20 protein-coding genes and 1 pseudogene are annotated in these 25,986 nt (G+C 69.6%); 11 read left to right on the forward strand and 10 right to left on the reverse strand.

Annotation, left to right across the window (positions count from 1 at the left end):
- Positions 1-377 precede the first annotated feature (377 nt).
- Entirely contained in the window at positions 378-1,316 is a 939-nt protein-coding gene (locus tag IE172_RS19240) for a DUF1963 domain-containing protein (protein WP_190098476.1), read from the reverse strand.
- A gap of 182 nt (positions 1,317-1,498) precedes the next feature.
- Between IE172_RS19240 and IE172_RS35440 the strand changes: the two genes are divergently transcribed.
- Positions 1,499-1,675, forward strand: coding sequence for a hypothetical protein (locus IE172_RS35440; protein ID WP_166025849.1), 177 nt, complete (start codon positions 1,499-1,501; stop codon positions 1,673-1,675).
- Between the two features lie 33 nt (positions 1,676-1,708).
- On the opposite strand, the pseudogene IE172_RS35445 reads toward IE172_RS35440, so the two are convergent.
- Positions 1,709-2,092 (reverse strand): annotated as a pseudogene (locus tag IE172_RS35445) (ISAzo13 family transposase); the annotation flags it as partial.
- 23 nt (positions 2,093-2,115) lie between these two features.
- Between IE172_RS35445 and IE172_RS19250 the strand changes: the two are divergent.
- Positions 2,116-3,054 (forward strand): IS110 family RNA-guided transposase, encoded by a 939-nt coding sequence (locus IE172_RS19250; protein WP_229886195.1) that lies wholly within the window; start codon positions 2,116-2,118, stop codon positions 3,052-3,054.
- A gap of 449 nt (positions 3,055-3,503) precedes the next feature.
- On the opposite strand, the gene IE172_RS19255 is transcribed toward IE172_RS19250, so the two are convergent.
- The 3 genes from IE172_RS19255 to IE172_RS19265 form a co-directional block, all read right to left on the reverse strand.
- Positions 3,504-4,373: a carbohydrate ABC transporter permease gene (locus IE172_RS19255; RefSeq protein ID WP_190098477.1), complete on the reverse strand. Its 870-nt coding sequence runs from the start codon at positions 4,371-4,373 to the stop codon at positions 3,504-3,506.
- A complete protein-coding gene (locus IE172_RS19260) occupies positions 4,370-5,344 on the reverse strand; it encodes a carbohydrate ABC transporter permease (protein WP_190098478.1) in 975 nt (324 codons plus the stop codon). The genes IE172_RS19255 and IE172_RS19260 overlap by 4 nt, the downstream gene beginning before the upstream one ends.
- 111 nt (positions 5,345-5,455) lie before the next feature.
- Positions 5,456-6,778 (reverse strand): ABC transporter substrate-binding protein, encoded by a 1,323-nt coding sequence (locus IE172_RS19265; RefSeq protein WP_190098479.1) that lies wholly within the window; start codon positions 6,776-6,778, stop codon positions 5,456-5,458.
- Between the two features lie 271 nt (positions 6,779-7,049).
- Between IE172_RS19265 and IE172_RS19270 the strand changes: the two genes are divergently transcribed.
- Positions 7,050-9,500 carry a glycoside hydrolase family 2 protein gene (locus IE172_RS19270; RefSeq protein ID WP_190098480.1) on the forward strand — a complete coding sequence of 817 codons (2,451 nt, stop codon included), beginning with the start codon at positions 7,050-7,052 and terminating at the stop codon, positions 9,498-9,500.
- Entirely contained in the window at positions 9,497-10,525 is a 1,029-nt protein-coding gene (locus IE172_RS19275) for a LacI family DNA-binding transcriptional regulator (protein ID WP_190098481.1), read from the forward strand. Before IE172_RS19270 ends, IE172_RS19275 begins: the two co-directional genes overlap by 4 nt.
- Before the next feature lie 189 nt (positions 10,526-10,714).
- On the opposite strand, the gene IE172_RS19280 is transcribed toward IE172_RS19275, so the two are convergent.
- From IE172_RS19280 to IE172_RS19290, 3 genes are all read right to left on the reverse strand, one after another.
- The gene (locus IE172_RS19280; protein ID WP_190098482.1) at positions 10,715-11,689 is read right to left on the reverse strand and encodes an ROK family protein; all 975 of its coding nucleotides are present in this window, start codon (positions 11,687-11,689) and stop codon (positions 10,715-10,717) included.
- Positions 11,690-11,778: 89 nt separating this feature from the next.
- A complete protein-coding gene (gene manA, locus IE172_RS19285) occupies positions 11,779-13,023 on the reverse strand; it encodes a mannose-6-phosphate isomerase, class I (RefSeq protein WP_190098483.1) in 1,245 nt (414 codons plus the stop codon).
- An 88-nt stretch (positions 13,024-13,111) separates the two neighbouring features.
- A complete protein-coding gene (locus IE172_RS19290; RefSeq protein ID WP_190098484.1) occupies positions 13,112-14,668 on the reverse strand; it encodes a cellulose binding domain-containing protein in 1,557 nt (518 codons plus the stop codon).
- A 553-nt stretch (positions 14,669-15,221) separates the two neighbouring features.
- Between IE172_RS19290 and IE172_RS19295 the strand changes: the two genes are divergently transcribed.
- A complete protein-coding gene (locus IE172_RS19295) occupies positions 15,222-16,499 on the forward strand; it encodes a cellulase family glycosylhydrolase (protein ID WP_190098485.1) in 1,278 nt (425 codons plus the stop codon).
- 455 nt (positions 16,500-16,954) lie between these two features.
- Here the strand turns inward: IE172_RS19295 and IE172_RS19300 are convergent, their stop codons facing one another.
- Positions 16,955-17,179, reverse strand: coding sequence for a hypothetical protein (locus IE172_RS19300; protein WP_190098486.1), 225 nt, complete (start codon positions 17,177-17,179; stop codon positions 16,955-16,957).
- Between the two features lie 1,054 nt (positions 17,180-18,233).
- On the opposite strand from IE172_RS19300, the gene IE172_RS19305 reads away from it, so the two are divergent.
- From IE172_RS19305 to IE172_RS19325, 5 genes are all read left to right on the forward strand, one after another.
- Entirely contained in the window at positions 18,234-19,331 is a 1,098-nt protein-coding gene (locus tag IE172_RS19305; RefSeq protein WP_229886197.1) for an IS110 family RNA-guided transposase, read from the forward strand.
- Between the two features lie 32 nt (positions 19,332-19,363).
- On the forward strand, positions 19,364-20,677 hold the full coding sequence (pcaDC, locus tag IE172_RS19310) for a bifunctional 3-oxoadipate enol-lactonase/4-carboxymuconolactone decarboxylase PcaDC (RefSeq protein ID WP_190098487.1): 1,314 nt from the start codon (positions 19,364-19,366) through the stop codon (positions 20,675-20,677).
- Between the two features lie 49 nt (positions 20,678-20,726).
- Positions 20,727-21,362: an MBL fold metallo-hydrolase gene (locus tag IE172_RS19315; RefSeq protein WP_190098488.1), complete on the forward strand. Its 636-nt coding sequence runs from the start codon at positions 20,727-20,729 to the stop codon at positions 21,360-21,362.
- 52 nt (positions 21,363-21,414) lie between these two features.
- Positions 21,415-22,194, forward strand: coding sequence for an exodeoxyribonuclease III (locus IE172_RS19320; RefSeq protein WP_190098489.1), 780 nt, complete (start codon positions 21,415-21,417; stop codon positions 22,192-22,194).
- 74 nt (positions 22,195-22,268) lie between these two features.
- Positions 22,269-22,676, forward strand: coding sequence for a DUF6278 family protein (locus IE172_RS19325; protein ID WP_190098490.1), 408 nt, complete (start codon positions 22,269-22,271; stop codon positions 22,674-22,676).
- A gap of 541 nt (positions 22,677-23,217) precedes the next feature.
- Here the strand turns inward: IE172_RS19325 and IE172_RS19330 are convergent.
- Positions 23,218-23,973 (reverse strand): hypothetical protein, encoded by a 756-nt coding sequence (locus tag IE172_RS19330; RefSeq protein ID WP_190098491.1) that lies wholly within the window; start codon positions 23,971-23,973, stop codon positions 23,218-23,220.
- A 153-nt stretch (positions 23,974-24,126) separates the two neighbouring features.
- On the opposite strand from IE172_RS19330, the gene ggt reads away from it, so the two are divergent.
- Positions 24,127-25,944 carry a gamma-glutamyltransferase gene (gene ggt / locus IE172_RS19335; RefSeq protein WP_190098492.1) on the forward strand — a complete coding sequence of 606 codons (1,818 nt, stop codon included), beginning with the start codon at positions 24,127-24,129 and terminating at the stop codon, positions 25,942-25,944.
- The last annotated feature ends 42 nt before the right edge of the window (positions 25,945-25,986 follow it).

Here is a 25,986-nt window from a genome sequence, read left to right on the forward strand (position 1 = left end):
TACACGCCCCGCGCGATCGCCTCGCATGAGACGGTCCTTTGCTGGTGTGTCACGTTCGGACAGACCTACGCCGACGCGCTCCGCCGTCGGCATCTCCGGTCCGGGGTGGCCGGTGCACGAACCACCGGTCCGTCGACGGCCGCCCCGCGCTCCGGTACCAAGAGTGGTCGAAGAGCGGTCGGCAGTGATGCTCGCCAGGCGGGTGATGAGCACAGCGCCGACGCGGACGCCGGTGTCGAGTAGGGCCTCGACGGCGGCCGCCGGGCAGTCGGCGAGATTGAGCAGTGATGCGGGTCGGTCGGCTGCGCGAACTGGGCTTCCGACCTGGGCACACGGCTCCGACACCCGCCGGGCGTAGCAGGGAGAAGAGGGAGTGTTCAGCAGTAATAGGACTGCATGACGCGGTCGAAGCGCTGCGCCAGAAGGTCCTCACGGCGGATGATCCAGCTCACCTCGCCGTCGCCGGTGTCGAACAGCTCGGACTCGCCGAACTCCAGGAGGTTCAGCCAGGGGCCGCCCTCCTTCCACCACGCTTTCTCCAGACCCTCGGCATACAGCTCGTCGAACCTCTCCGGGGTATCCCTCAGCGTGACCACAGCTTCTTCGCACCGCTCCAAGAACTCCTTGCCGTACTGGCACCAGTAGTCCCGAGGACTCAACAACTCCCCCCGCAGGGTGCAGGTCCGGTGCACGAAGGGGATGCTCCCGACTTGCTCGGCGTACTCCGTGATCGCCTCCAGAAGCGGACGGAGCGTCTCCCTGTCGTCCTCGTGGACGTCATCGAGGTCAGGCATCAGAGCCCGGGGATGGTCGTACTGGTGCTCGGGAGCCCATGTCCAGCCCAGGGGGTCCCATGATGTACCGGGGCGGTAGACCAGTGTCCGGCGCTTGAGGACCTGTGTCGTCCACGTGTTGTACGGGGCAATGACCGAGACGCCCCCGGGCGCGGGTCGTACGGTCGTCTCGGTGCCTGGCGGTACGTACACCACCGGTGCGGACTCGTCGTCCTCGTAGCCGACGTTCGTGAAGAACAGGAGGTGTCCCTCACGGGGAAGATTGAGGGACAGGGGCTGCTCCGGTATCGCGGCCAGGTCCAGGCCGGCGACATAGACTTCCCCGCCCTCCCAGGGAACACCGGTGGGCAGCTCGGGCAGGCCGCCGGTGTGACCGACCACGATGTCGTGAGGGCCGACAGCCGCCGGATCGACCATGTCGAGGTGTACGGACGGCTGCATGCAGCACATGATGCGGGTGATGGCCTCATCGGAGACGCCGTGTTCACAGGCGAAAGCCCGGAACTCGTCTGTGTATGACATACCGTCATCCTCACACCTGCCACTGACATGCCATGCGCTCGGGTTTCGTCAGCGGACCGCGTGCGAGGCACCTTTCCGGTGCCGTCGGCATGCTCTCGGCCGGCTGGCATCCGGGCAGCTGGGGCCGTCGGCCAGTAGGGCCGTGCCATCGGCGTACCAAGCGAGGAACTGCGGCACTCAAAGTGGACCTGGCCGCGGAGGAGGGCGCAGTAGCCGAACCGGCCGTCTCATCATGCCCACCACATCCGGGCCGCGGCAGCACGATCACCCGGAGCCTGTCCGGCGTCCAACTCGTCGCCTCCAACGCCCATGCCGGCCTGGTGGACGCGATCGACGCGGTCCTGTCCGGCGCCTCCTGACAGCGCTGCCGCACCCACTGAAGCCGTAAGGATTCAACCTGTCGGGGTGGCGCCTTCGCTTTGTGCTGCGGTGAGGAGATCAGCGGCGGATCGGTAGCGGGTACTGGCCGGAGAGGGGAGGAGTTCGGCTTCGGCGAGCGGGGGGCGGATCTCGCGGACCGTGTTGCCGATCGAGAATTGCTGACGTCGTCCAACGCCTCGGCGAGGACGTCCATAGATCACAACTTGCGCAGATGCAGGATAGTGAGGACGACGGGCTCTTCGTCGCCGATCTTCTTGGGGAAGACGCCGCCGCGGCTGCCCGGCTGGCGGTCGGCGCCTCGGCGCTGGTAGGCGGCCCGTTCGGTCTGAGTGCGACATGCCGGTCAGGCTCGGATGGGACAGGTTCTTCATGATCGAGGTGCGTCGCGGCGTCCGTTTGGCGCGGGGTCGTCCTGGGCGTGGACACGCACGGCGAGGTGCATGTCGCCGCCGTGATCTCCCCGCTCGGGAAGGTCCCGGGAACCGAGTCCCTTCCCGCGACGGCGGCCGGTTACCGACAACTGCGTGTCTGGGCCCGCAAGCGGGGGACGGTGCGCCGGGCCGGCGTGGAGGGCACGGGCACCTTCGGTGCGGGCCTGTCCCATTATCTGCTCGCTCAGCAGATTCAGGTGTTCGAAGTGAACCGGCCCGACCGCTCTGCCCGCCGGCTGCTCGGCAAGTCGGACCCGCTCGATGCCCAGGCCGCAGCGCGAGCCGTGCTCAGCGGTCGAGCCCGATCCCGGGCGAAATCCGGCGACGGTCCGGTGCACAGCGCTCGGATCTACAAACTCGCCAAGGACTCCGCGGTCAAGGCCCGCACCCAGGCAATCAACCAGCTCAAAGCCGTCCTGATCATCGCCGACCCCGCCCTGCGGGAACGCATGTCGAGCCTCGGCAACGCCGAGCTGTTCCGCACCTGTGCGCGCCTCGGCCCGCACGATGGTGGTGGGGGAGACGAGGACGCGGTGGCCCAGGCCACCCACATGACATTACGCATGCTCGCCGAACGCATCGAGCAGCTCACCGGACAGATCAATGAGCTGAACCAGCGACTGACCTGGCTCGTCGAACGCCACGCGCCGCAACTGCTCGTACCGGTGGGTATCGGTCCGGACAGCGCCATCACCCTGCTGATCACCATGGGGGACAACCCTGAGCGGCTCAACACCGAAGCGTCCTTGGCTGCCCTTTGCGGAGTCAACCCCATCGAGTGCTCCTCCGGCCGGCGGAGCACGCGCCGGCTCAACCACGGCGGCGACCGGCAGGCCAACGCCGCCCTGCACCGCATCGTCTTCACCCGCCTGCGTCACGACCCACGCACCCAGGAGTACTACGAACGCCGCACTCAGGAGGGCTAGACCCGATGTGAAATCATCCGATGCCTCAAGCGATACGCAGCCCGCGAGGTCTTCAACCTGGTCAGACTGGCTTTTCGCACCCCTGCGTTATAGGGGCGTCTGTGAATCAACGGCCATTTCCAACCGATCCCGACCGACTCCGCCCGCCGTCCAACCGCTGCCTGTCCGAGGTTCCGCCAAATCTTGGCCGGATCGGTTCCCCTCGGGCGAGAACCGTGCCACGCGCGAGTGCCTGGTCTGCGACCGGTCAGGGGCAACGGTCGCGGACCAGGTCCCGTTGAGACGGCTGGTCTGTACAGCCGACGACTTCATGCCACGGCCGTCCCCTGCGGGAGCCGGCTGCGCCTCTTCGAAGGTTTCTGGTCGCCCTTGCGGCGCGGGCGGCTTCGACGTCGCCTTCAGTACGCCCGAACGCCTCGTCCGGCAGATCCCACGCGGCGGGGGCTTCGCTATTTTGTGGCCCCTTGGGCAAAGCCGTTGTAGATGTAGCGCTGGAGGAACAGGAAGACCACCAGCGTCGGCACGATGACGAGAACGGCTCCCGCGGAGATGTTCTCCCAGTGCGCCCCGAACGGCCCTTTGAACCGGAACAGGGCCGTCGACATGGTTCCGAGGTCCTCGGCGGGCATGTAGAGGAAGGGGATGTAGAAGTCGTTGTACGTGGTGATGCCCTTGATGATGACCACGGTCGCGATGGCCGGCTTGAGCAGCGGGAAGATGATTTTCCGGTAGATGGTGAAGGAGTTGGCGCCGTCGAGCCGCGCGGCCTCGTCAAGGGACTTCGGGATCCCGCGGATGAACTGCAGGAAGATGTAGATGGCCACGATGTCCGTGCCCATGTACAGCAGGATCGGGGCCCAGCGGGTGTTGAACAGCCCGAAGCTGTTGACCACCTGGAAGGTGGCCACCTGCGTCGTCACGGCCGGCACCAGCGTGGCGATCAGAAAGAGAGCCATCACGAGCTTCTTGAAGCGGAAGTCGAAGCGGTCGATCGCGTACGCGGTCATCGAGCCGATGATCACCGTGCCGGTGATGGAGAACAGCAGGATGAAGGCCGTGTTGCCGAAAGCCTGCAGCATGTGGCCGTCGTTGAAGGCCGTGGCGTAGTTGGAGAAGTTGAGCCAGTCGTCCGGCAGGGCCAGCGCGCCCTGGCCGTCGGAGATCTCCCCGTAGGACTTCAGCGAGGTCAGGAAGACCACGGCGAGTGGCAGCAGCACCACGAGTGAGGCGACGACCAGCGACAGGTACGTCAGGGCGGTGCTGACGCGCGGGCGGCGCGTCTGCTCCTGCGCGCGGCGGGTGGGGGCGGTGAGGGTCATACGAGGTCCACCTTCTCGTCGGGTACGAGGCGGCGCTGGATCCAGGTGATCACCAGGATGATCGCCAGCAGCACCACCGCGCAGGCCGAGGCCAGGCCGGTCTTGTTGAACTGGAAGGCGAACTTCACCGTCTGGATGACGAACGTCGAGGTCTCCGTCGCACCGCCGGTCATGATGTAGGGGATCTCGAAGACGGAGAGGGAGCCGGAGATAGCCAGGATGACGCTCAGGCTCAGCACTGGCCGGATGCTCGGCGCGATGATGTGCCGGAACTGCTTCCAGCGGCTGGCGCCGTCCAGCTGGGCGGCCTCGTACAGCTCGCCGGGGATCGACTGGATCGCGCCGAGGAACAGCACGAAGTTCAGGCCGGTGAAGCGCCACACGGACACGCCGGCCATGGAGGTGTTGGCGGACTCCGGAGAGCCCAGCCAGGCGTGGTCGGTGTCGGCGCCGAACCAGGACAGGACCGAGTCGAGCGTGCCGCCGTCCTGGAAGAAGTACAGGAAGACGAAGCCGATGGCGACGCCGTTGATCAGGTATGGGAAGAACAGGATGCCCTTGAACAGGTTCCTGAAGCGCAGGTCGAAGCTGAGGACGGCGGCGAAGTACAGGGCGATGACGATCTGAACGACGGACGCCGCCAGGTAGTAGAAACTCACCGCGAACACCCGGAACAGCTCGGGCCGGGTGAAGATCTCGGTGTAGTTCTCCGTACCGACGTAGTTGCGGGTGGGGCTGACGCCGTCCCAGTCGGTGAAGCTGTAGTAGATCATGTTGCCCACCGGCACGTAGGTGAACGTGATCAGCAGGGCGAGGGGGGCCAGTAGAAACAGCCACGGCGTGATCTTGCGCAGCGGCCGGTCGCGCCACGAGGCGCCGGAACGCGCACGGTGCCGGGAGGGTTGTTTGCCGGTCGGGCCCGGCTCGGCGGCCGGGACGGGGGGTGGAGCGGTGGAGGCGGTTCGGGTCATTGTGGGGCCAGGGCCTTTCGTCGTCCGCTGAGGGCACCGGGTGCCGGGTCCCGTTCACCGGGGAGGCGGGAAGGGGACCCGGCGGATGCTGAGTTCAGGCGGGTGCCGGGGTCACGAGCCGACGGTCTGCCTGGCCTCGGACCAGCGCTTGTTCAGGTCGTCGAAGTAGCCCTCGAGTGTTCCGTCCGTGGCGCCGCGGGCGATGTCGATGAGCTTCTTGCGGTAGTCCGGCTTGTTGAGTCCGATCTCGGAGGCATTGTCGATGGCGTCGACCTCAGCCGTCCGTGCCGCGGAACGCTCAATCATCTTGACATCGTTGTCAACGTAGTCCTTGAGGGTCTCCGGCATTCCCTCGGACTTCAGGGCGGAGACGGCGCCCTCCTTGGCCGCGTAGCCGGACTTCTCGGTGAACCAGTCGATCCAGGCCCGGGCGGCCTCCTTGTGGTCGGAGTGGATGTTGACGGCCTGCTGGTAGTCGGAGACCAGGGTGGAGCAGAACTTGCCGTTCTGCTGGGACGGGAGGGGCATGAAGCCGATGTCATCGGGGTTCTGGCCGGCCTTCTCGGCCGCGTCCCGCATCTGGTTGATGGCCCAGGAGCCGAGCACCATGCTGCCCACCTTGCCCTTGGCCAGGAGGGTCTTGGAGCTCTCCCAGTTGGTGGTGGCTGGGTCCTTCTCCGACAGCTTCTCGTGGACGATGTCGTGGAGCAGGGTGTCGAGGGTGTTGAGGTCGTTGCCCTCGGCCCACGGCTCGTCGTTCTCGGCGAGCTTGTCATGACCCTGGGTGTCGCAGCTGATGGAGCCGACACTGTTGGTCCAGGGGCTCTCCAGCGGCCAGCCGTCCTTGAAGTTGGTGTAGTACGGGGTCGCGCCGGTCTTGTCCTTGACGGCCTCGAGGTCGTCAAGGAACTGCTCGGGCGTCGTCGGCCAGTCGGTGATCCCGGCCTTCTTCCACAGCGCCTTGTTGTAGACCAGGCCGTTGGCGGTTCCGAAGGTGGCGATGCCGTAGGTCTTGCCGTCGACATCGGTCTTGTCGGTGAAGCGGTAGGTGGGCCTCATCGACGAAGTCTCGCCGAGGGGCGCGAAGAACTTGGGATAGTCGCCCTTGGCGACCGCCGACGGGATGAGCAGGACGTCGCCGTAGTCCTCCGTGTTCATGCGGATCTTCACCTCCCCCTCGTAGTCGGTGAGGCCCTCGAACTCGACCTTCACGTTGGGGTAGGTCTTGTTGAACTCGGCGGCGTACTCCTTCATCGTCCCGTCCTCGACGAGGTCGGTGCGATTGGTGAGCACGGTGATGTCCCCCGAGACGCCCTCCGGGTTCACCGGTGCGGCGGCGGTCTCGCCGGCGTCCGCGCTCCCCCCTCCGCTGCACCCCGCAACGGTCAGCATCGCGGTGGCAAGCAGTGCGACGCTCAGCGTCCTCTTCCCCATGTGCCCAGCTCCTTTCCAAGGATTACGGCTCGGGCTCCGGTGGTGGTTGACGGCGACTATGTCAGCCACTCGTGAACCGGTAAAGCTTCCCAAACCTTCGCGATACTCAATCGTTACCTGAGGTGAGAGGCTGAGTCGGGCCATTTATGTGCCAACTGCGCTTCCGAATGGCCTCCTGTAAAGGAAGGAGGGCTAGACCGGTTCACTTCTGTGGGGTTAGGTTGAGCCGCGTTCATACGACACCGGGCCCGTCCCGCCGAAGGAGCCGTACATGAAGGAAGTCCTCCCGCTCGCCGAGGGCTGGAGCCTGAGCTACAGCGACAACCCGCTGCCCGCCCAGGTCCCCGGCTGCGTCCACACCGACCTGCTCGCCGCCGGCCTGATCCCGGACCCCTTCCTCGGCGTCAACGAACCCGCCGTGGCCTGGGTCGGACAGCGGGCCTGGACCTACGTCCGCGACCTGCCGGGCTCCGACACTGCAGGGGAGGGGCACGAGCGGACCGACCTGGTCTTCGACGGACTCGACACCGCCGCGACCATCACGCTCGACGGGCGGGAGGTGGGCCGGACCCGGAACATGCACCGGCGTTACCGCTTCGACGTCACCGGCCGCCACGGGCGCCTGGAGGTGGACTTCGCCTCCGCCTACGACGAGGCGGCCTCGGTGCGGGCGCTGACGGGGGAGCGGCCCAACGTCTACCCGGAGCCGTTCCAGTACATCCGCAAGATGGCCTGCAGCTTCGGCTGGGACTGGGGTCCGACCCTGGTGACCGCGGGCATCTGGCGCCCGGTCCGGCTGGAACGCTGGTCGACGGCCCGGCTGGCCGACGTACGCCCGCTGGTGACGGTCGAGGGCGGCACGGGCCGCGTCGAGATACGCATCGAGATCGAGCGGACCGCGCAGGGGACGGCCCGCCCGCTCACCGTACGTGCCACCGTCGGGGACGGCCTGGCCGAGGCGCGCGGCGTGGTGGAGGGGACGCACGCCGTACTGACGATGGAGGTGCCCGACGCCGCTCTTTGGTGGCCTCGCGGATACGGTGACCAGCCCCTGTACGACTTGAAACTCGAGCTCGCCGAGGAAGCCGCGGGTCAGGGCGCCGAAGAGCGGCTCCTCGACTCCTGGCACCGGCGGATCGGCTTCCGGACCGTGGAACTGGACCGCTCGGCGGACGAGCACGGCACCGGTTTCACCCTCGTCGTCAACGGCGAACGGATCTTCGCGCGCGGGGTCAACTGGATCCCCGACGACGTCTTCCCCTCCCGGATCACCCCGGACCGCTACCGCACGCGGCTGCGTCAGACGGCCGGTGCGGGCGTGGACCTGGTGCGGGTCTGGGGCGGCGGCATCTACGAGGACGACGCCTTCTACGACGTCTGCGACGAGTTGGGCCTCATGGTCTGGCAGGACTTCCTCTTCGCCTGCGCCGCCTACCCGGAGGAGCAGCCGCTGCGCGGCGAGGTGGAGGCCGAGGCGCGCGACAACGTTGTCCGGCTGATGCCGCACCCCTCGCTCGTGCTGTGGAACGGCAACAACGAGAATCTCTGGGGCTTTCGCGACTGGGACTGGGAGCCCGAGCTGCGCGGCGACTCCTGGGGCGGCGGCTACTACCTGGACCTGCTCCCGCGGATCGTCGCCGAACTCGACCCCACCCGCCCCTACACCGCCGGCAGCCCCTGGTCCGGCTCCTGGGACCACCACCCCAACGACCCGGCCCACGGCACGTATCACTCCTGGGAGGTCTGGAACCGCCGGGACTACGCCGAGTACCGCGACTCGGTGCCCCGCTTCGTCTCGGAGTTCGGCTGGCAGGCGCCGCCCGCCCTGGCGACCCTGCGACGCGCGCTGCCCGGCGAACGACTCGCGCCCGACTCGCCCGGCATGCTGCACCACCAGAAGGCCGAGGACGGCAACGGCAAGCTGAACCGGGGCGTGGCGCGCCACTTCGACCTGCCCGAGGGCGACTTCGACCGCTGGCACTACCTCACCCAGGTCGTGCAGGCCCGCGCGATCGCCACCGGGATCGAGCACTGGCGCTCGCACTGGCCCGTGTGCGCGGGCACCATCGTGTGGCAGATCAACGACTGCTGGCCGGTCAGCTCCTGGTCGGCCATCGACGGCGACGGCCGGCTCAAGCCGCTCTACCACGAGCTGCGCCGGGTCTACGCGGACCGCCTCCTCACGCTCCAGCCGGGCGACGGCGACGACGGCCTCCCCATCCTCGCCGTCGTCAACCAGTCCTCCGAACCCTGGCAGGCACACATCAGACTGCGCCGCCTGCGGGCGGACGGCACCGAGGTGGCCGAGCACGTGCTCGACGTGACCGTCGCCGCCCGCGCGGTGCACCGCCGGACCGTGCCGCGGGACCTGGCCCCCGCCCAGGGGTCCGCCAAGGAGTTCCTCGTCGCGGACAGCGAGGATCTGCGCAGCGTGCACCTGCCCGTGACGGACCGCGAGTTCGTCTATCCGGTCCCGCACTACGACGTGTCCGTGGAGTCCCCGATGGGTGCCGGGACGGGTAATGTCGAGGTCGTGGTAACCGCACACACCCTCGTACGCGACCTCCTCCTGCAGGCCGACCGGCTCGGACCGGACGCGGTCTGCGACACCGGACTGCGCACCCTCCTCCCCGGCGAACAACTCCGCCTGCGGGTCACGGGTGCGACCGAGACCGGGGCCAATGCCGTCCGGGCGGCGCTGTTCTGCGTGGAACCGGCGTGAGCGCACCGTCCGTACGCGTCACCATCAAGGACGTCGCCGCGGCCGCCGGCGTGTCCAAGGGCGCCGTGTCCCTGGCGTTCAACGACAAGCCGGGGGTGTCCGACGCCACCCGGGAGCGGATCTTCGCGGCGGCCCGGCAACTGGGCTGGGCCCCGAACTCCTCGGCCCGCAGCCTGTCGCGCCAGTCCGTCGACACCGTCGGCCTGGCGATCTGCCGGCCCGCCCGGCTGCTCGGCCTGGAGCCGTTCTACATGGAGTTCGTCTCCGGCATCGAGAGCGTGCTGGCCGAGCGTGACTGCTCACTGCTGCTGCGCCTGGTCGGCTCGCTGGACGAGGAGATCGGGCTGCAGGAACGCTGGTGGCGGGAGCGGCAGATAGGAGGCTCGATCCTGGTCGACTTCCACCACGAGGATCCACGGATCGCCCCGCTGCGGCGCATCGGCCTCCCTGCTGTGGCGGTCGGTCACCCGTCCCTCACGGGCGGATTCCCGTCGGTGTGGACCGACGACGACGCGGCCGTCGCCGAGGCGGTGCGCTACCTGGCGGTGCTGGGGCACCGGCGCATCGCGCACGTGGGCGGTCCCCGGGGGCTCGGGCACAGCACCATCCGGACGACCGCGTTCGAACGGACCATGAGCGAACTCGGCCTCGACGGCGGTCCGCACGTCGAGACGGCCTTCTCGGGAGAGGACGGCGCGCGGGCCACCCGCTCCCTGCTGCTGTCCGCCGAGCGCCCCACGGCGATCCTCTACGACAACGACATCATGGCGGTCGCCGGACTCGGTGTCGCCGCCGAGATGGGCGTCTCCGTGCCGGACGACCTGTCACTGCTGGCGTGGGACGACTCCCAGCTGTGCCGGCTCACACATCCGACGCTCTCGGCGATGAGTCACGACGTGCACGGGTTCGGTGCGCAGGTCGCGCGGGTGCTGTTCGAGGTACTGGCGGGCCACGACGTGACCTCCGGGCCCGTAGCGACGCCCTCGCTGGTACCGCGGGCGTCGACCGCGCCGCCCCCGTCGTAGAGCGGCGGGCAGGGACGGTCCAGGGGCGCGGCGTCATGCCGCGCCCCTTCGCGTGTCACCGAGAGCTTCGCTGTGGAAATGTCACCCGGACCGCGGCAATTCCAGCGGAAGTTTCACCCAGGGGTACTGCACATGAGAGCGAAGAGCTGCCCCGTGAGCCGCACGGCTCCAGCAGTGTCACGAAACCGGTTAAGCACTGGTTTCGTGAACGACGGGCGATGCCGCCCCGCACCCTTCGGCGAACTGTTGCCGGGCCGCCGCCGCCGCACCGATGAGCCCGGCGTCGCGTGCCAGAGCGGCGGGACGCACCTTGAGATCACGCATGAAGTCGAGGACCGCGAACGCGCGCAGATGGCGGCGCAGGGGCGTGAACAGCGTCTCACCCGCCTGTGCGACACCGCCTCCGATGACCGCGACCTCGATCTCCAGCAGCGCCGCGCTGCCCGCGATCGCGGCGGCCAGCGCCCGGGCCGAACGGTCGTAGGCAGCCAGGGCACGCTCGTCGCCCTCGCGTGCGGACGCGGCGACCGCGGCGGCCGAGGGCTGCGAACCTGGCCCCGGCGACCAGCCCGTCTGCACGGCGTAACGGGTGATGGCGGTACCGCTGGCGTACCCCTCGACACATCCCCGCGCCCCGCAGGCGCAGGGCGGTCCGTCGATCCCGACGGAGATGTGGCCTATGTGCCCGGCGTTGCCCGAAGGGCCGGGATGCAGTCGGCCGCCCAGGACGTATCCGCCTCCGACGCCGGTGGAGACGACCATGCACAGGGCGTTGTCCGCGTCCCGAGCGGCCCCCAGCCAGTGTTCGGCGGCGGCCATGGCCACGGCGTCCCCGAGCAGGACCGGTTCGAGGCCGGTGAGGAGGAGCGGATGGGCGCGCACGCTCTCGACAAGGGGGAAGTCCCGCCAGGCGGGAATGTTCACGGGGCTGACCGTGCCGGCCGCCGTGTCGACGGGGCCCGCGCTGGCGATGCCCACACCCCGCACGGTGCCCCAGGCCGGAGCGGTCGACAGGGTGTCGATCACGGCGTCGATCGTCCGTGCCATGCGTTGGGCGGACTCCCTCGCGGGCGTGGGGAGTTCGGCTCGGTGGATGACGGAGCCCCCTTCATCCACCAGCGCTCCCGCGATCTTGGTCCCTCCGATGTCAAGGGCGGCGTACACCGATGTGGTCCTTTCTCCAGTCGGTCACCGGAGACCTCGAAGCGTGATGTGGACGCGACGAGGAAACCGGTGATGCGACAACGTTGTCATTACAGAGAGGCGAACGAATTCTGCGCGATCGCGCCGTGCTCGTCCGGGCGCAGGCCCACGGTGGCCACGAACAGCGTTCCTTCGCCCTCGACCAGGACTTCCTGGTCCGAGGCGGGAAGGAAGCAGGAGGCGCCGGGGCCGAGGTGCAGCGGCTCGGTGTCCCCGGTCCTCGCGCTCAGTCGGGCCGATCCGCCCGCACAGAAGGCGATGCGGGGGCCGGACGCGGGTACGAGGGGGCCGCTGGAGCCGTCGAGTTCGGTCCTGTAGAGCGCGAACTCCGCCACCGGGCAGTCGTACAGCCAGGTGGACCCCGGCCCCGGGACGCGCCTCGGCGCGACCACCGGCACGCGCACCGTCGGGTCGGTGATCCGCAGCAGCTCCGGCACGTTCACCTCCTTGGTCGTCAGTCCCGCTCGCAGCACGTTGTCCGAGTTGGCGAGCAGTTCCAGGCCGACCCCGTGCACGTGGGCGTGCAGTCCGCCCGCCGGCATGAAAAGGGCGGTGCCCGGCTCCAGAACCCGGTGGTCCAGCAGCAGGGAAGCCACCAGGCCGAGGTCTCCGGGGTGATGCTCTGACATGCGTTCCACCGCCGCGTACGCGGCCGCATGAGGGTGCGTGGACCGCGCCAGGCGGCGGCTCGACGCCACGGCGGCGGACACCAGTGGCGCGCGATCGTCCGGCGCCCGTTCGAGCAGGGCGCGCAGGGCCTCGGAGAGGGCTTGCTCACCGGTGCCGGCTCGCAGCAGTCGGATCACCGGGCGAAGGCCGTCCATCCCGAGGTCTTCCAGGAGGTGTGCGGCCTCCTCGCGGTCGCGGAATCCGGCCAGGACCTCGAAGCGGCTGAGCGCGTAGAGCAGTTCGGGCTTGGGCCAGTCGTCCGCGTAGGGGCCGTGACCGCCGCGGGCCTGCTGGGCGGCGAAGGCCGAGCGGGCCTGGTCCCGGTCCGGATGCACCTGGATGGACAGCGGCTGCTCGGCGGCCAGCACCTTCAGCAGGAACGGCAGTCTGCCGCCGAACCGCCGGGCGCAGGAGCTCCCCAGCTCCCCGTCCGGATCGCCGGCCACGGCGTCCAGGAGCGTCGTGGCCCGTCCGTCGCGGGTCAACCCCGCGGGACCGGAGGGATGGGCGCCCATCCACAACTCCGCCTCCGGCCCGGCCGACGGGGTGTCCCTCCCCTGCAGCCGGGCCAGTGCGTCGCGTGAACCCCATGCGTATGGCTTGATGATCGGTTGAAGTAGATCCACGGTCGTACGTTAACCGTGTCCGGACAGATTCCGTGAGCTGCCCGGGTCCCGTTATTGAACCGGTATAGTTGGTGGGGTCGGCTTTCCGTCACACTGACGAGCAGGCCGTTCCATTCAGCGTGAAGGAGTCCGGAACTCCGTTCGTGCCGGCTTGCGAGGCCCCGCTGAACCCGAAGTTCACGGTCGCTCCGGGTGCGATGGACGTGTTGTAGCCCGAGGGGTGGGTCACGGTCACGCGGCGACCGTCCTGGACGCGGATGGCGTTCCAGATCTGCGTGACGGACTGGCCGCCGGGGAAGGTGAACGACAGCTCCCACCGGTCGGCCGCCGTGCTGCCGGTGTTGTGGATCGTGACGTCCGCGTTGAAGGTGGTTCCCCAGTCCGACAGCCGGTAGTCGACCCGGCACGGTGTACCGGCCGTGGGCGACGCGGTGGGTGTGCCGGTCGGGTCCGGCGTGGTGGTCGGCTCGGGGGCCGTCGTCGGCTCTCCGGTGGAGGGTGAGGAGGACGGGGTGTCGGTCGGGGAGGTGTGACCGCTCTTGGCGGCCATGCGGGCGGAGTGTGCACGGAACACGTCGAGTTCGGGATCGCCCCGGGTGACGCCGAACTTCCCGTCGATCTCGCGGTCCTGGTACCACCAGAAGGCGCTGCCGTCACCGCCGGCCGCCTCGAAGTCGGCGTAGATCTCGCTCCACCAGGCCGCCCGGTCGACGTTGTGGACGTTGAACTCGCCCATGAAAAAGGGCTTGCCGACCTTCTCGTGCGAGTCGGTGATCCAGGCCCGGATGAGTTCCTTCGTCTCGTCCAGGGTCAGGTCGGCCCAGTATTCGGTCGGGTAGGGATGCGCCGAGGTGAAGTCCAGGTAGGGCGACTGCTGGAGGTGGACGAAGGGGTTGCCCTCGTCGCCGCCGAAGCCGTACTGCGTGCCGTGTCCCTCGATGCCGGCGCCGAGCAGGTGGTTGGGGTCGATCTCCTTGACGAAGGCCCCCATCTCGTCGACCCAGGCTCGCAGCGTGGTACCCTCGACGTTCTCCTCGTCACTCTGGCCTTCGTAGCGCGGCTCGTTCATCAGGTCCCAGGCGAAGATGGTCGGGTCGTCCTTGTACTTGACACCGCTGTAGTGGTTCGTCCGGTTGAGGGCGTGGCTCACGTAGTTCTTGTAGGACGTGAAGCACCCCGGGCAGCGGTCCTTGTCGAAGAACGCGGCACGGGCGGGCTGCCCACCGGACAGTCCCTCCCAGCCCAGGCGCGTGTCGATGCCGCCGTATGCCTCCCAGTAGTTCTCGAAGACCGGCATGAGGCGCAGCCCGTGCGTCCTGGCGGACTCGATGACGTAGTCGAAGAGCGCGAACTGCTGCTCGTCGTAGACACCTTCGGACTTCTCGAAGCCGTGCCAGCTCTCGTGGCTGAACATGCACAGCCGGACGACGTCGACACCGTCGTCACGCATGCGTGCCATGTGGGCGTCGATGCGTTCCTTGTCCATGTACTGCGACTCGGTGTCGCCGGAGCCCGACCCGAAGGTGAACAGGTCGTAGGCGTTGGCGCCGGCGAAGTAGTACTCCTCGCCGTCGAGGCAGAAGCGGATCCCGCAGCGCGTGACGAAGGAGTCCTCGGCGGCGGCCGAGGCCGGGGGAGGGCGCATGAGCGACAGACACGCGCCCGCCAACGCGGCCACGAGCACGAGCACCAGAGGCGTCACATACCGTCTGGATGAGGGGAGGGAGTGAGCATGCATAGCGGCTCTCTCGTTCGGAGGTGACTTGCATGTACCGGTTAACCGGGGAGGAACGTAGGGGCGTCCACTTCGACTGTCAATCAATCGCGCAGAGTGTGTTCTTGCTGGTAACTGCCCACCTTTGAAGGTCTCTTGGCGCTGGGCAGCGCGTTTAGCGGTTTAGTACGCCAGGGCTTCTCGACTTACTGAAACGAATCTTGAACCGTCTATTGACATGGATGGAACATCCGGTGCCTCATGGTGTGGCGCTGGGCGGTCCGCAGCCCCTCCGGCTGCCTCGTCGTCCCCGTCGCACCGCTTGTCCGGCGCGTGCTCCGCAACCCCCGACGCCTGTGAGGGCCTGTGTCGGGCGGCACCTCCCGCCGTCTGACATCGTTGTCATCCACATGTGCCGGCACCGCGCGTCCAGCGCACCCGGTCAGGTGCCGTCACCCCGTCCCACTCACCCCCGAGGAGACACATGCGAAAGCCAGGAAACACACTCATCACGACGGCGGGGATGGCGTTCGCCGCCGTCCTCGGCCTGCTGCTCTCACTCGCCGGGCCGTCCACCGGCAAGGCGGAGGCGGCGGAAGGCGGTATCCACGTCAGCGACGGACGCGTCGTCGAGGGCAACGGCAACGCATTCGTCATGCGCGGCGTCAACCACGCCTACACCTGGTACCCCGAGCAGACCAGCTCCATCGCCGACATCGCCGCCAAGGGCGCCAACACCGTCCGCGTCGTGCTCGGCAGCGGCGGCCGCTGGACGAAGACGAACGCGTCCCAGGTGTCCGCGCTCATCGAGCAGTGCAAGGAGAACAAGGTCATCTGCGTCCTGGAGGTGCACGACACCACCGGCTACGGCGAGGACGGCGCCGCGACCAGCCTGGACCAGGCGGCCGACTACTGGATCAGCGTGAAGAGCGCGCTGGAGGGCCAGGAGGACTACGTCGTCGTCAACATCGGCAACGAACCCTTCGGCAACACGAACTACACCGCGTGGACCGACGCCACAAAGGCGGCCATCACCAAGCTCCGCGGCGCCGGCATCGACCACGCCCTCATGGTCGACGCACCCAACTGGGGCCAGGACTGGTCCGGCACGATGCGGTCCAACGCGGCCTCGGTCTTCGCCTCCGACCCCGACCGCAACACCATCTTCTCCATCCACATGTACGGGGTCTACGACACCGCCGCCGAGGTGCAGGACTACCTCAACGCCTTCGTCGGCAACGGACTCCCCATCGTCGTCGGCGAGTTCGGCGACCAGCACAGCGACGGCAACCCCGACGAGGACGCCATCATGGCGACGGCCCAGTCCCTCGGCATCGGCTACATCGGCTGGTCCTGGAGTGGCAACGGCAGCGGGGTCGAGTACCTCGACATGGTCAACGGCTTCGACCCGAACTCGCTGACCAACTGGGGCGACCGCTTCTTCAACGGCAGCAACGGCATCGCCGCCACGTCCAAGACGGCCACCGTCTACGGCGGCGGGGACGGCGGCGGCGGTGACGACGGCAGCACGGGCGGCACCGCTCCCAACGGCTACCCGTACTGCGTGAACGGCAGCGCCTCCGACCCGGACGGCGACGGGTGGGGCTGGGAGAACAGCCGCTCGTGCGTGGTCCCCGGCGGGCTCGCGCCCAACGGGTACTCGTACTGCGCCAACGGCAGCGCCTCGGATCCCGACGGTGACGGGTGGGGCTGGGAGAACAGCCGGTCCTGTGTCGTCCGAGGCAGCGCGGCGGATCGCTAACCGGCGGATGCGGTAGTGCCCCGCCCCAGGGGAAGTCCCAGGGGGCGGGGCATTCGGCCGTACGGCGACGCCAGGCGTTGGCCACGGACGTGAGATTCCGAATTCGGGCCGCCTGTGCCGCTTCGTCCACGCGACCAGGAGCCTCGGCATCCCTTGAGTCAGGTGACGACTCCGGCAGAGATCTCGTCGCCTACCTTCACTCAGCGCAGAGCGTCGGGGATGGTGCGCGATGCGCGGGCCGACACCCTCCGGCGCGTGAACATCTTGCTCAGACATCTCCGCCTGCATGGGGACGCCGCACGGTTTCAACCAGTCCTCGCGGACCGACGTGAGCACCCGAACCGGGCTCGGGCGAGCGGAGCGCCTTCGCGGCGACGGGTGCATGGACGGCGCATCTGGGGCCGTGCGGTCCGCCGGCGCCTCTTAGTCACTGCACCACGGCCAGGCTGTCCGCCTCAGACGCCATTCAGTTGGAACGCCTCGGAGGTGGGTGCCTTCGATGCTGCGATGAAGGGCGACCGCCTGTTCGCGCTGCTGCTGTCCGTGATGGGGCTCCGTCCGGCGGGGGTCTGCTGCCTGCGGTGGTCGGACATCGACCTGGGCGCTGCCACGCTCAGCATCACCAACACCCGGACCATGATGGGGCGCCGCACGGTGGTGGAAAAGGACACGAAGAGCATGGCGGGGGAGCGTATGTTGCCGCTCCCGAGCCTCGTACGGGAGGCGCTGAAGAGGTTCCGCGCCACGCAGGCAGTGGGTGAGGGGTGCGAGTGCGGCGGGTATGCGCTCGTGGATGAACTTGGGTGCGCACTGAAAGGTCGGCAGCTCCGAACGTGGGCCTACGAAGTATTGGACGCAAACGGCCTTCGCGGGTCCGTGCGTACGATGCTCGGCCTGCTGGCCTCACGCACCTCGCCAACAACGGGGTACCGGATCACCTGCTCGCCAGGTGGGGAGTGGCGACGCTGTTGCCTGCGAGGTTGGTCAGCCGGTCATCGCCCGCTAAGAAAAGGCCCTCGACACCGTGCACGTCAACCAGATACTCCGCGCCGCAAACCCCTCCCGCCGCCCGACAAGGAGCAGGCCACCGGTCTTGCGGCGGAACTGCCGACAAAAGCCTGACCACACCACCTCGATCAACTCCCTGAGCCTCGTCGCGCCACTCTGGGAGAAGCGTGCGCGAGCGTACGCGGCCTTGTGCCCGGTGCCCCGTGTTCGCCGGGCACAAGGCGTTGGGTGAGGTATGCGCGCAACATGGCCGACACGGCGGCGGCTACCGCAGCGGAGGCAAACGGCAAGAGTCCTTCCGGTGAGTTGGCCACCGGGTGCTGATCACGGAGTAGGTGCCGCAGCCGGTGAGATCACCACCTCGCTTGACGCCTCTCCGTCAAGACCGGTCAGGAGCGGACGAATGGCAACGCCTTGTCAGCTCGCCCAATCAGGTTGAGTACCGATTCGGCCGAAGCCATCCGGAAATGATCGAGTCATGCCGCTGTACCGGCATCGATGGGACGGTTGTGCAGCGCCATCCCGGACGGGGTCTGACTCGTGAGATTTTTGACCGAAGTGTCCAGTCACAGGCATGTCGGCCATCGTTGCGGGATGCTGCCTGCCACCGAGCCAGAGGGCGTGTCCCTATAGGGGCCTTGCCGATCAGGCGCCATCACGGTTCAGACCGCCCGAGCAGGCCGGTGCCATCCACCCTGCATCTCACATAGCGGGAGGCGAACCATCATGACGACCCGACAACGCAGCACTTTCTCGAGCACGGATCCTCCCATTCGGCGCGAGGTCGTCCTGGGCGTGGACACCCACGGCGAAGTCCATGTCGCGGCCGTGATCTCTCCGCTGGGAAAGATCCTGGGCACCGAGTCCTTCCCTGCGACGGCGGCCGGCTACCGTCAGCTGCTCGTCTGGGCCCGCAAGCGGGGCACGGTGCGCCGGGCCGGTGTGGAGGGCACCGGCACCTTCGGTGCGGGTCTGTCCCGCTACCTGCTGGCCCAGCACGTCCAGGTGTTCGAAGTGAATCGGCCCGACCGCACAGCCCGCCGTCTGCTGGGGAAGTCGGACCCGCTCGATGCGCAGGCTGCCGCACGGGCCGTGCTCAGTGGCCGCGCCCGGGCCTGGGCGAAATCCGGCGACGGTCCGGTGCACAGCGCCCGGATCTACAAACTTGCCAAGGACTCCGCGGTCAAGTCCCGCACCCAGGCGATCAACCAGCTCAAGGCCGTCCTGGTCATCGCCGACCCCACCCTCCGGGAACGGCTGTCCAGCCTGGGCAACGCCGAGCTGTTCCGCACCTGCGCGACCCTCGGCGCGACCGCCGGAGGGGGAGACGAGGACGTGGTAGCCCAGGCCACCCACATGACGCTGCGCATGCTCGCCGAACGCATCGAACAGCTCACCGGACAGATCAATGAGCTCAACCAACGCCTGACCCGGCTCGTCGAACGTCACGCCCCACAGCTGCTCGTGCCGGTAGGCATCGGTCCGGACAGCGCCGTCACTCTCCTGATCACTATGGGGGACAATCCCGAGCGGCTGAACACGGAGGCGTCCTTTGCTGCCCTTTGCGGAGTCAGCCCCATCGAGTACTCCTCCGGGCGTCGGAGAACGCGCCGGCTCAACTACGGCGGCGACCGGCAGGCCAACGCCGCCCTGCACCGCATTGTCTTCACCCGCCTGCGCCACGACCCGCGCACCCAGGCGTACTACGAACGCCGCACCCAGGAGGGCAAAACCCGACGTGAGATCATCCGATGCCTCAAGCGATATACAGCCCGAGAGGTCTTCAACCTGGTCAGACCGGTTTGCCACACCCCTGCGTTATAGGGGCGTCCGTGAGACGTGAGAGGGTCTGACGCGTGAGTGAGACACCGCCGAACACCCTGCAATACCGCTTTGACGGGCCAGAAGAGGCCCCGGTCCTGATCCTGGGTCCCTCACTGGGTACCACATGGCACATGTGGGACCGGCAGGTTCCCGAGCTGACCAAGCAGTGGCGTGTGTTCCGGTTCGACATGCCGGGACACGGAGGCGCCCCCGCCCACCCCGCGGGCTCCGTCGCCGATCTCACCGCGCGGCTGCTCGCCACCCTCGACGGCCTCGGCGTACAGCGGTTCGGGTACGCGGGCTGCGCGCTCGGCGGCGCGATCGGCATCGAGCTGGCACTGCGCCGCCCCGAGCGGCTCGCCTCGCTCGCGGTGATCGCCGCCTCGCCCCGCTTCGGCACGGCGGACGAGTTCCGCCGCCGCGGGGTGATCGTGCGGACCAACGGCCTCGACCCGATCGCCCGCTCCGCGCCCGAACGCTGGTTCACCGGTGGGTTCGCCGCCGCCCAGCCCGCGATCACCGAGTGGGCCGTGCAGATGGTGCGCACCACCGACCCGGGCTGCTACATCGCCGCCTGCGAGGCGCTCGCCTCGTTCGACGTGCGCGCCGAGCTCGGCAGCGTCGGCGTGCCCACCCTGGTGCTGGTCGGCTCGGAGGACCAGGTCACCGGCCCCGCCGAGGCCCGCACCCTGGTCGCAGGCGTCCCGGACGCCCGGCTCGCCGTGGTGCCCGGCGCCTCCCACCTGGTGCCGGTGGAGCAGCCGGCCGCCGTCACCGACCTGCTGGTGCGGCACTTCTCCACCGCCTGGCAGCCCGCCTTCGAGTCCGCCACCGGGCAGACCGCGCTGCCCGCGTCCGCGGCCGTCGCGGTGCCCGGGCAGCCCGTCCCGGCCGTCGCCCCCGCGCAGCCCGCCCCCGTCGCCGAGATCGCCCCGGCCGTCGTGCCGCAGCAGCCGCACGGCAGGCCCGACCCGTACGACAGCGGGATGAAGGTCCGCCGGGAGGTGCTGGGCGACGCGCACGTCGACCGGGTGCTGGCGGGGACCGACGAGTTCTCCGGCGACTTCCAGGAACTCCTCACCCGCTACGCCTGGGGCGAGGTGTGGGACCGGCCGGGGCTCGACCGGCGCACCCGCAGCTGTGTCACCCTCACCGCCCTCGTCGCCGGCGGTCACCTGGAGGAGCTGCCCGTGCACATCCGGGCCGCCCTGCGCAACGGGCTCACCCCGGCCGACATCAAGGAGGTGCTGCTCCAGACGGCCGTCTACTGCGGCGTCCCGGCGGCGAACCGGGCCTTCCGGGTGGCGCAGCAGGTCGTCCGTGAGGAGACCACACCCCAGGAGTGAGCCGGGGCGCCCCGCGCGGGCGCCGTGCGCGCGGGGGCAGGATGGGGGCATGAAGCTCACGAAGAAGGCGCACTCCTGCGTCCGGCTGGAGAAGGACGGAGGCGTCCTCGTCGTGGACCCCGGAGGGTTCAGCGAGGAGGACGCCGCCCTCGGCGCGGACGTCGTGCTGGTCACGCACGAGCACCCCGACCACTTCGACGAGGGCCGGCTGCGGGCGGCGCTGGAGGCGAACCCCGCGGCCGGGATCTGGACACTGAAGTCCGTCGCGGACCGGATCTCGGCGGCGTTCCCGGGCCGGGTGCACACCGTCGGGCACGGCGACACCTTCACCGCGGCCGGCTTCGACATCGAGGTGCACGGCGAACTGCACGCGGTGATCCACCCGGACATCCCGCGCGTCACCAACGTCGGCTACCTCGTCGACGGCGGGAAGCTCTTCCACCCCGGCGACGCGCTCACCGTGCCGGACCGTCCGGTCGAGACGCTGATGCTGCCCGTCATGGCCCCCTGGAGCAAGATCTCCGAGGTGATCGACTACGTCCGCGAGGTGCGGCCGCGGCGCGCCTACGACATCCACGACGCCCTGCTCACCGACCTCGCCCGGCCGATCTACGACCGCCAGATCGGCGCCCTCGGCGGCGCGGAACACCTGCGGCTCGCCCCGGGAGGCGCCGCCGAACTGTGACCCGGCGGGCGGCCGTCGGGCGTTGTCGGACCCTCCGGGTAGGTTGGGGGACATGCGCATCGCCACCTGGAACGTGAACTCGATCACCGCCCGCCTGCCGAGGCTCCTGGCCTGGCTGGAGAGCAGCGGCACGGACGTGCTGTGCCTCCAGGAGGCCAAGGTCGCCGAGGCCCAGTTCCCGGTGGAGCAGCTGCGCGAGCTGGGCTACGAGTCGGCGGTGCACGCCACCGGCCGGTGGAACGGCGTGGCGGTGCTCTCCAGGGTCGGCCTGGAGGACGTCGTCAAGGGACTGCCGGGCGACCCCGGCTACGACGGCTCCACCGAGCCCCGTGCCGTCGCCGCGACCTGCGGCCCGCTGCGCGTCTGGTCGGTCTACGTGCCGAACGGGCGCGAGGTGGACCACCCCCACTACGCGTACAAGCTCCAGTGGCTCGAGGCGCTGAAGGCGGCCGTGGCCGGCGACGCGGCGGGCGGCCGCCCGTTCGCCGTCCTCGGGGACTACAACATCGCCCCGACCGACGACGACGTCTACGACCGGGCCGCGTTCGAGGGATCCACCCACGTCACCCCCTCCGAGCGCGCCGCCCTCGCCTCGCTGCGCGAGGCCGGCCTGTCGGACGTCGTGCCGCGCCCCCTCAAGTACGAGCACCCGTACACGTACTGGGACTACCGCCAGCTCTGCTTCCCCAAGAACCGGGGCATGCGCATCGACCTGGTGTACGGCAACGAGCCGTTCGCGAAGGCGGTCTCCGACTCCTACGTCGACCGTGAGGAGCGCAAGGGCAAGGGCGCCTCGGACCACGCGCCGGTCGTGGTGGACCTCGACGTGTGACGCGGCGCCGACAGCCGGCGGCCGGCCCCGCGCGCCTGTGGTGCGCGCGGCGGTACGAATGACAGGCTGGAGGTATGAACATCCCTTTCCTGGGCAACAGGCGCCGGAAGGGCGGGGTTCCCGGTCCCGAGGGCATCGCCGAACTCCTGGCCGAGTGCGAGCTGTTGCGCTCCCAGGCCTACCGGTCGGGGATCCGACTGGACGATTCCCCCGCCTCGTTGCAGGCGCTGGACCAACTGGTGCCGGGCTGGCGGGACGACGAGGAACGGTCGGCCTGGCTGGGCAACGACGCGGGACTGTACCTCGGCACCGTCATCGTGCGCACCGTGCCGGGAGCCGCCTGGAAGATCCGTCCCGACGGCCAGCCGGTCGTACGGCTCGCCTCCGGCCGGGAGTTCGACGTCGTGGACTCGGGACACCAGTGGGCGGCCAGCGGGGTGCCCGAGCTGTCCCAGCTCTACGCGGAGGTCGCGGAGGACTGAACGCGCGGCCGGCCGGCCCGGGACCGCTTCGCCGCAACGCCCGCCGCACCCACGGCCGATGACGGCCGGACGCGCGTCACGCCGTCCCCGCCGCCCCGACCGGACACCTCGCGGTGACCGTCACGGGCCGGGGCGGGCCCGCGGGCCCGATGACACCGCCCGCGGTTCGGGACAAGGGGCACGCACCTCCCGGAGGCCGTCCGCCACGCCCGGCGAATGCCCCGGCGACCGGGCCGGGAACCCCCTGCTGACGCCCCCCGGACACCGGGCGGGGAACGCCCCGCGACCCGCCCGCGCGGACCTCGACTACGATGTTTCCTCCGTCCCCTCGGGGGAGGGGACTTCGCGCGGCAGGAGCGCGGACGCCGTCGCCGGGAGGGGTCCACCGCGGACCTCGCCCGCGGGGCGGCGGTCACATCGGCCAGTCCCGTCCGGCGGCAGCCGGAGATCACTGCCCGGGCGGCGAACCGTCACACACGACGGGGCGTCCGCCCAGGGGCAGAAGGTCAGCTGCGCGCCGGACGGGGGCTGCCGGCCCGCCTCACTCCGCCCGGTGCGTCGCGCGCGACGCCGGAGCGGGGAGCGGGGTGCGCGCCGGCCGGGTCACGTCGCCGACCAGTTCGACCACATCGGGCCCGTACGCCTGCGAGTTGACCACCTTCAGCAGCAGGACGAAGGAGTTCGACCCGTGCTTGCGGGCCAGCCGCTCGTGGTTGCGGGCCAGATAGCGGGTGGCGGCCTGGTTGGTGATCGCACGCTGGCCGCAGAACAGGAACACCGGCCGCGCCTCACGCCGTTCACCCGCGGTCAGCCGGGCCAGCAGGACGTACTCGGTCACGCCCGGGTCCATACGGTAGCGGTCGGGACCTATCTGGAAGGCGCCCCGGTCCGGGCCCGGCTCCGGATCGACGTTGACCCGCACCCCCGGCAGCATCGCCGCCATGTGGGCCACCATCCGCCGGTTCGAACCCGGACCACCCACGCAGAACTCGGTCCGCTCGCCGAAACCCTGGTGCGCCGCGTCCTGCGTGACCATCTGGACGTGCGCCCCGCAGTCCTTGATCAGGGCGGAGAGCTCCAGCAGCGCGAACACGTCGAAGCGGTGCACCGCCGGCTCCGCCGTCGCCGGGTCACGGTTGACGACGAGCAGCGACTCGGCGTTCTCCGGCAGGCCGAAGAACGCCTGCTTGCGCCGCAGCTTGCGCTTCCACAGATAAGTGCGGGCGATCCAGCCCAGCGCGGCACTGATGCCCGCGGCCACCACACCCAGAACGATGTTGCGTACGTCGTCGGTCATGGGCGCGCATGCTAGCGGTCCGACACAAACCCGTGTTCGACACACGGATGGCGGACCCGGCCCCGACAGGCGGCACGGCACGCCCCGCGACGTACCTGACGCGAGCATGGCGGCGAACTAAGCTGCGCGGACGGCCCTTTCACGGAGGTGCGGATGCGTCGTCCCCTGGCACGGAAACTCGCAGTCCTGGCGGCCGGTGCCGCCGTGATGTCGGTGGGGGCCTTCGCGCCGCCCGCCGCGCACGACAGGCCCGCCCGGCCCGCCCCGCACACCCCCAAGGCCCCGGTGGCCGTCGGCTACGGCGGCGCGGTCTCCAGCGTTGACGCCGACGCCTCGGCCGCCGGGATCGACATCCTGAGGAAGGGCGGCAACGCCGTCGACGCGGCCGTCGCCACGGCCGCCGCGCTCGGCGTCACCGAGCCCTACTCGGCCGGCGTCGGCGGGGGCGGCTACTTCGTCCACTACGACGCCCGGACCCGCACCGTGCACACCCTCGACGGCCGGGAGACCGCACCGCTGAGCGCCGGCTCCGGACTGTTCCTGGAGAACGGCGAGCCGATCCCGTTCGCCGAAGCCGTCAGCAGCGGTCTCGCGGTCGGCACCCCCGGCACGCCGGCCACCTGGCAGCGGGCGCTGGACACGTGGGGCACGCGCGGACTGGGCACGGTCCTGGAGCCCGCCGAACGCCTCGCCCGCGAGGGCTTCACCGTCGACGACACCTTCCGCGCGCAGACCGCCGCCAACGAGACGCGCTTCCGTCACTTCCCGGACACCGCCGAGCTGTTCCTGCCGGGCGGTGAACTGCCGGTCGTCGGATCCACCTTCAAGAACCCCGACCTGGCCGACACCTACCGGGAGCTGCGCCGCAAGGGCGTCGACGCCCTGTACCGGGGCGCCCTCGGCCGGGACGTCGTCGACACGGTCAACGCGCCGCCCGTGGACCCGGACTCCGGCTGGAACGCCCGCCCGGGTGACCTGTCCGCCCGCGACCTCGCCGCCTACCGCGTCAGGTCCCAGGCACCCACCAAGACGTCCTACCGGGGCCTGGACGTCTACTCCATGGCGCCCTCCTCCTCCGGCGGCACGACCGTCGGCGAGGCCCTCAACATCCTGGAGCGCACCGACCTGTCCCGGGCGAGCGACGTGCGGTACCTGCACCGCTTCGTCGAAGCGAGCCGCATCGCCTTCGCCGACCGGGGGCGCTGGGTCGGCGACCCCGCCTTCGAGGACGTACCGACGAAGGAACTGCTCTCCCAGCGCTTCGCCGACTCGCGCGCGTGCCTCATCGAGGACGACGCCGTCCTCACCAGCCCCCTCGCCCCCGGCGACCCCCGCGACCCCAAGCCCTGCGCCACCGGCGGGACGGCCGCGCCGACGACGTACGAGGGCGAGAGCACCACGCACCTCACCACCGCCGACCGGTGGGGCAACGTCGTCGCCTACACCCTCACCATCGAGCAGACCGGCGGCAGCGGCATCACCGTGCCCGGCCGCGGGTTCCTGCTCAACAACGAGCTGACGGACTTCTCCTTCGCCCCGGCGAACCCGGCGGTGCACGACCCGAACCTGCCCGGCCCCGGCAAGCGGCCCCGGTCCTCGATGGCGCCGACGATCGTGCTCGACCGGGACGGCAGGCCGGTGGTGGCGCTCGGTTCGCCCGGCGGCTCCACCATCATCACCACGGTGCTGCAAACCCTCACCGGCTTCCTCGACCGAGGACTGTCCCTGCCCGACGCGATCGCCGCGCCGCGCGCCAGCCAGCGCAACACCGCGCAGACGGACCTCGAACCCGGCCTGTACGACAGCGAGGCGCGGCGAGCTCTGGAGGCGATCGGGCACTCCTTCCGGGAGAACCCGGAGATCGGCGCCACCACCGCCGTCCAGCGGCTGCCGGACGGCAAGTGGCTGGCGGCGGCCGAGAAGGTCCGCAGGGGCGGCGGCTCGGCGATGGTGGTCCGGCCGGCACGCTAGCCGCGCGCGGGGCGCCCCCGCCCGGGAGGCGCCCCCGCCGTT

The sequence above is a fragment of the Streptomyces griseoflavus genome (assembly GCF_014649995.1).
Classification (GTDB): Bacteria; Actinomycetota; Actinomycetes; order Streptomycetales; family Streptomycetaceae; genus Streptomyces; species Streptomyces griseoflavus.

What these genes read in the sequence shown, in the direction of transcription:
- IE172_RS19240 (WP_190098476.1), bottom strand. Translation starts at nt 1,316, where the DNA reads ATGTCATACACAGACGAGTTCCGGGCTTTCGCCTGTGAACACGGCGTC.
- IE172_RS19255 (WP_190098477.1), bottom strand. Translation starts at nt 4,373, where the DNA reads ATGACCCTCACCGCCCCCACCCGCCGCGCGCAGGAGCAGACGCGCCGC.
- IE172_RS19260 (WP_190098478.1), bottom strand. Translation starts at nt 5,344, where the DNA reads ATGACCCGAACCGCCTCCACCGCTCCACCCCCCGTCCCGGCCGCCGAG.
- IE172_RS19265 (WP_190098479.1), bottom strand. Translation starts at nt 6,778, where the DNA reads ATGGGGAAGAGGACGCTGAGCGTCGCACTGCTTGCCACCGCGATGCTG.
- IE172_RS19270 (WP_190098480.1), top strand. Translation starts at nt 7,050, where the DNA reads ATGAAGGAAGTCCTCCCGCTCGCCGAGGGCTGGAGCCTGAGCTACAGC.
- IE172_RS19290 (WP_190098484.1), bottom strand. Translation starts at nt 14,668, where the DNA reads ATGCGCCCTCCCCCGGCCTCGGCCGCCGCCGAGGACTCCTTCGTCACG.
- IE172_RS19295 (WP_190098485.1), top strand. Translation starts at nt 15,222, where the DNA reads ATGCGAAAGCCAGGAAACACACTCATCACGACGGCGGGGATGGCGTTC.
- IE172_RS19300 (WP_190098486.1), bottom strand. Translation starts at nt 17,179, where the DNA reads ATGCTCTTCGTGTCCTTTTCCACCACCGTGCGGCGCCCCATCATGGTC.
- IE172_RS19305 (WP_229886197.1), top strand. Translation starts at nt 18,234, where the DNA reads ATGACGACCCGACAACGCAGCACTTTCTCGAGCACGGATCCTCCCATT.
- IE172_RS19315 (WP_190098488.1), top strand. Translation starts at nt 20,727, where the DNA reads ATGAAGCTCACGAAGAAGGCGCACTCCTGCGTCCGGCTGGAGAAGGAC.
- IE172_RS19320 (WP_190098489.1), top strand. Translation starts at nt 21,415, where the DNA reads ATGCGCATCGCCACCTGGAACGTGAACTCGATCACCGCCCGCCTGCCG.
- IE172_RS19325 (WP_190098490.1), top strand. Translation starts at nt 22,269, where the DNA reads ATGAACATCCCTTTCCTGGGCAACAGGCGCCGGAAGGGCGGGGTTCCC.
- IE172_RS19330 (WP_190098491.1), bottom strand. Translation starts at nt 23,973, where the DNA reads ATGACCGACGACGTACGCAACATCGTTCTGGGTGTGGTGGCCGCGGGC.
- ggt (WP_190098492.1), top strand. Translation starts at nt 24,127, where the DNA reads ATGCGTCGTCCCCTGGCACGGAAACTCGCAGTCCTGGCGGCCGGTGCC.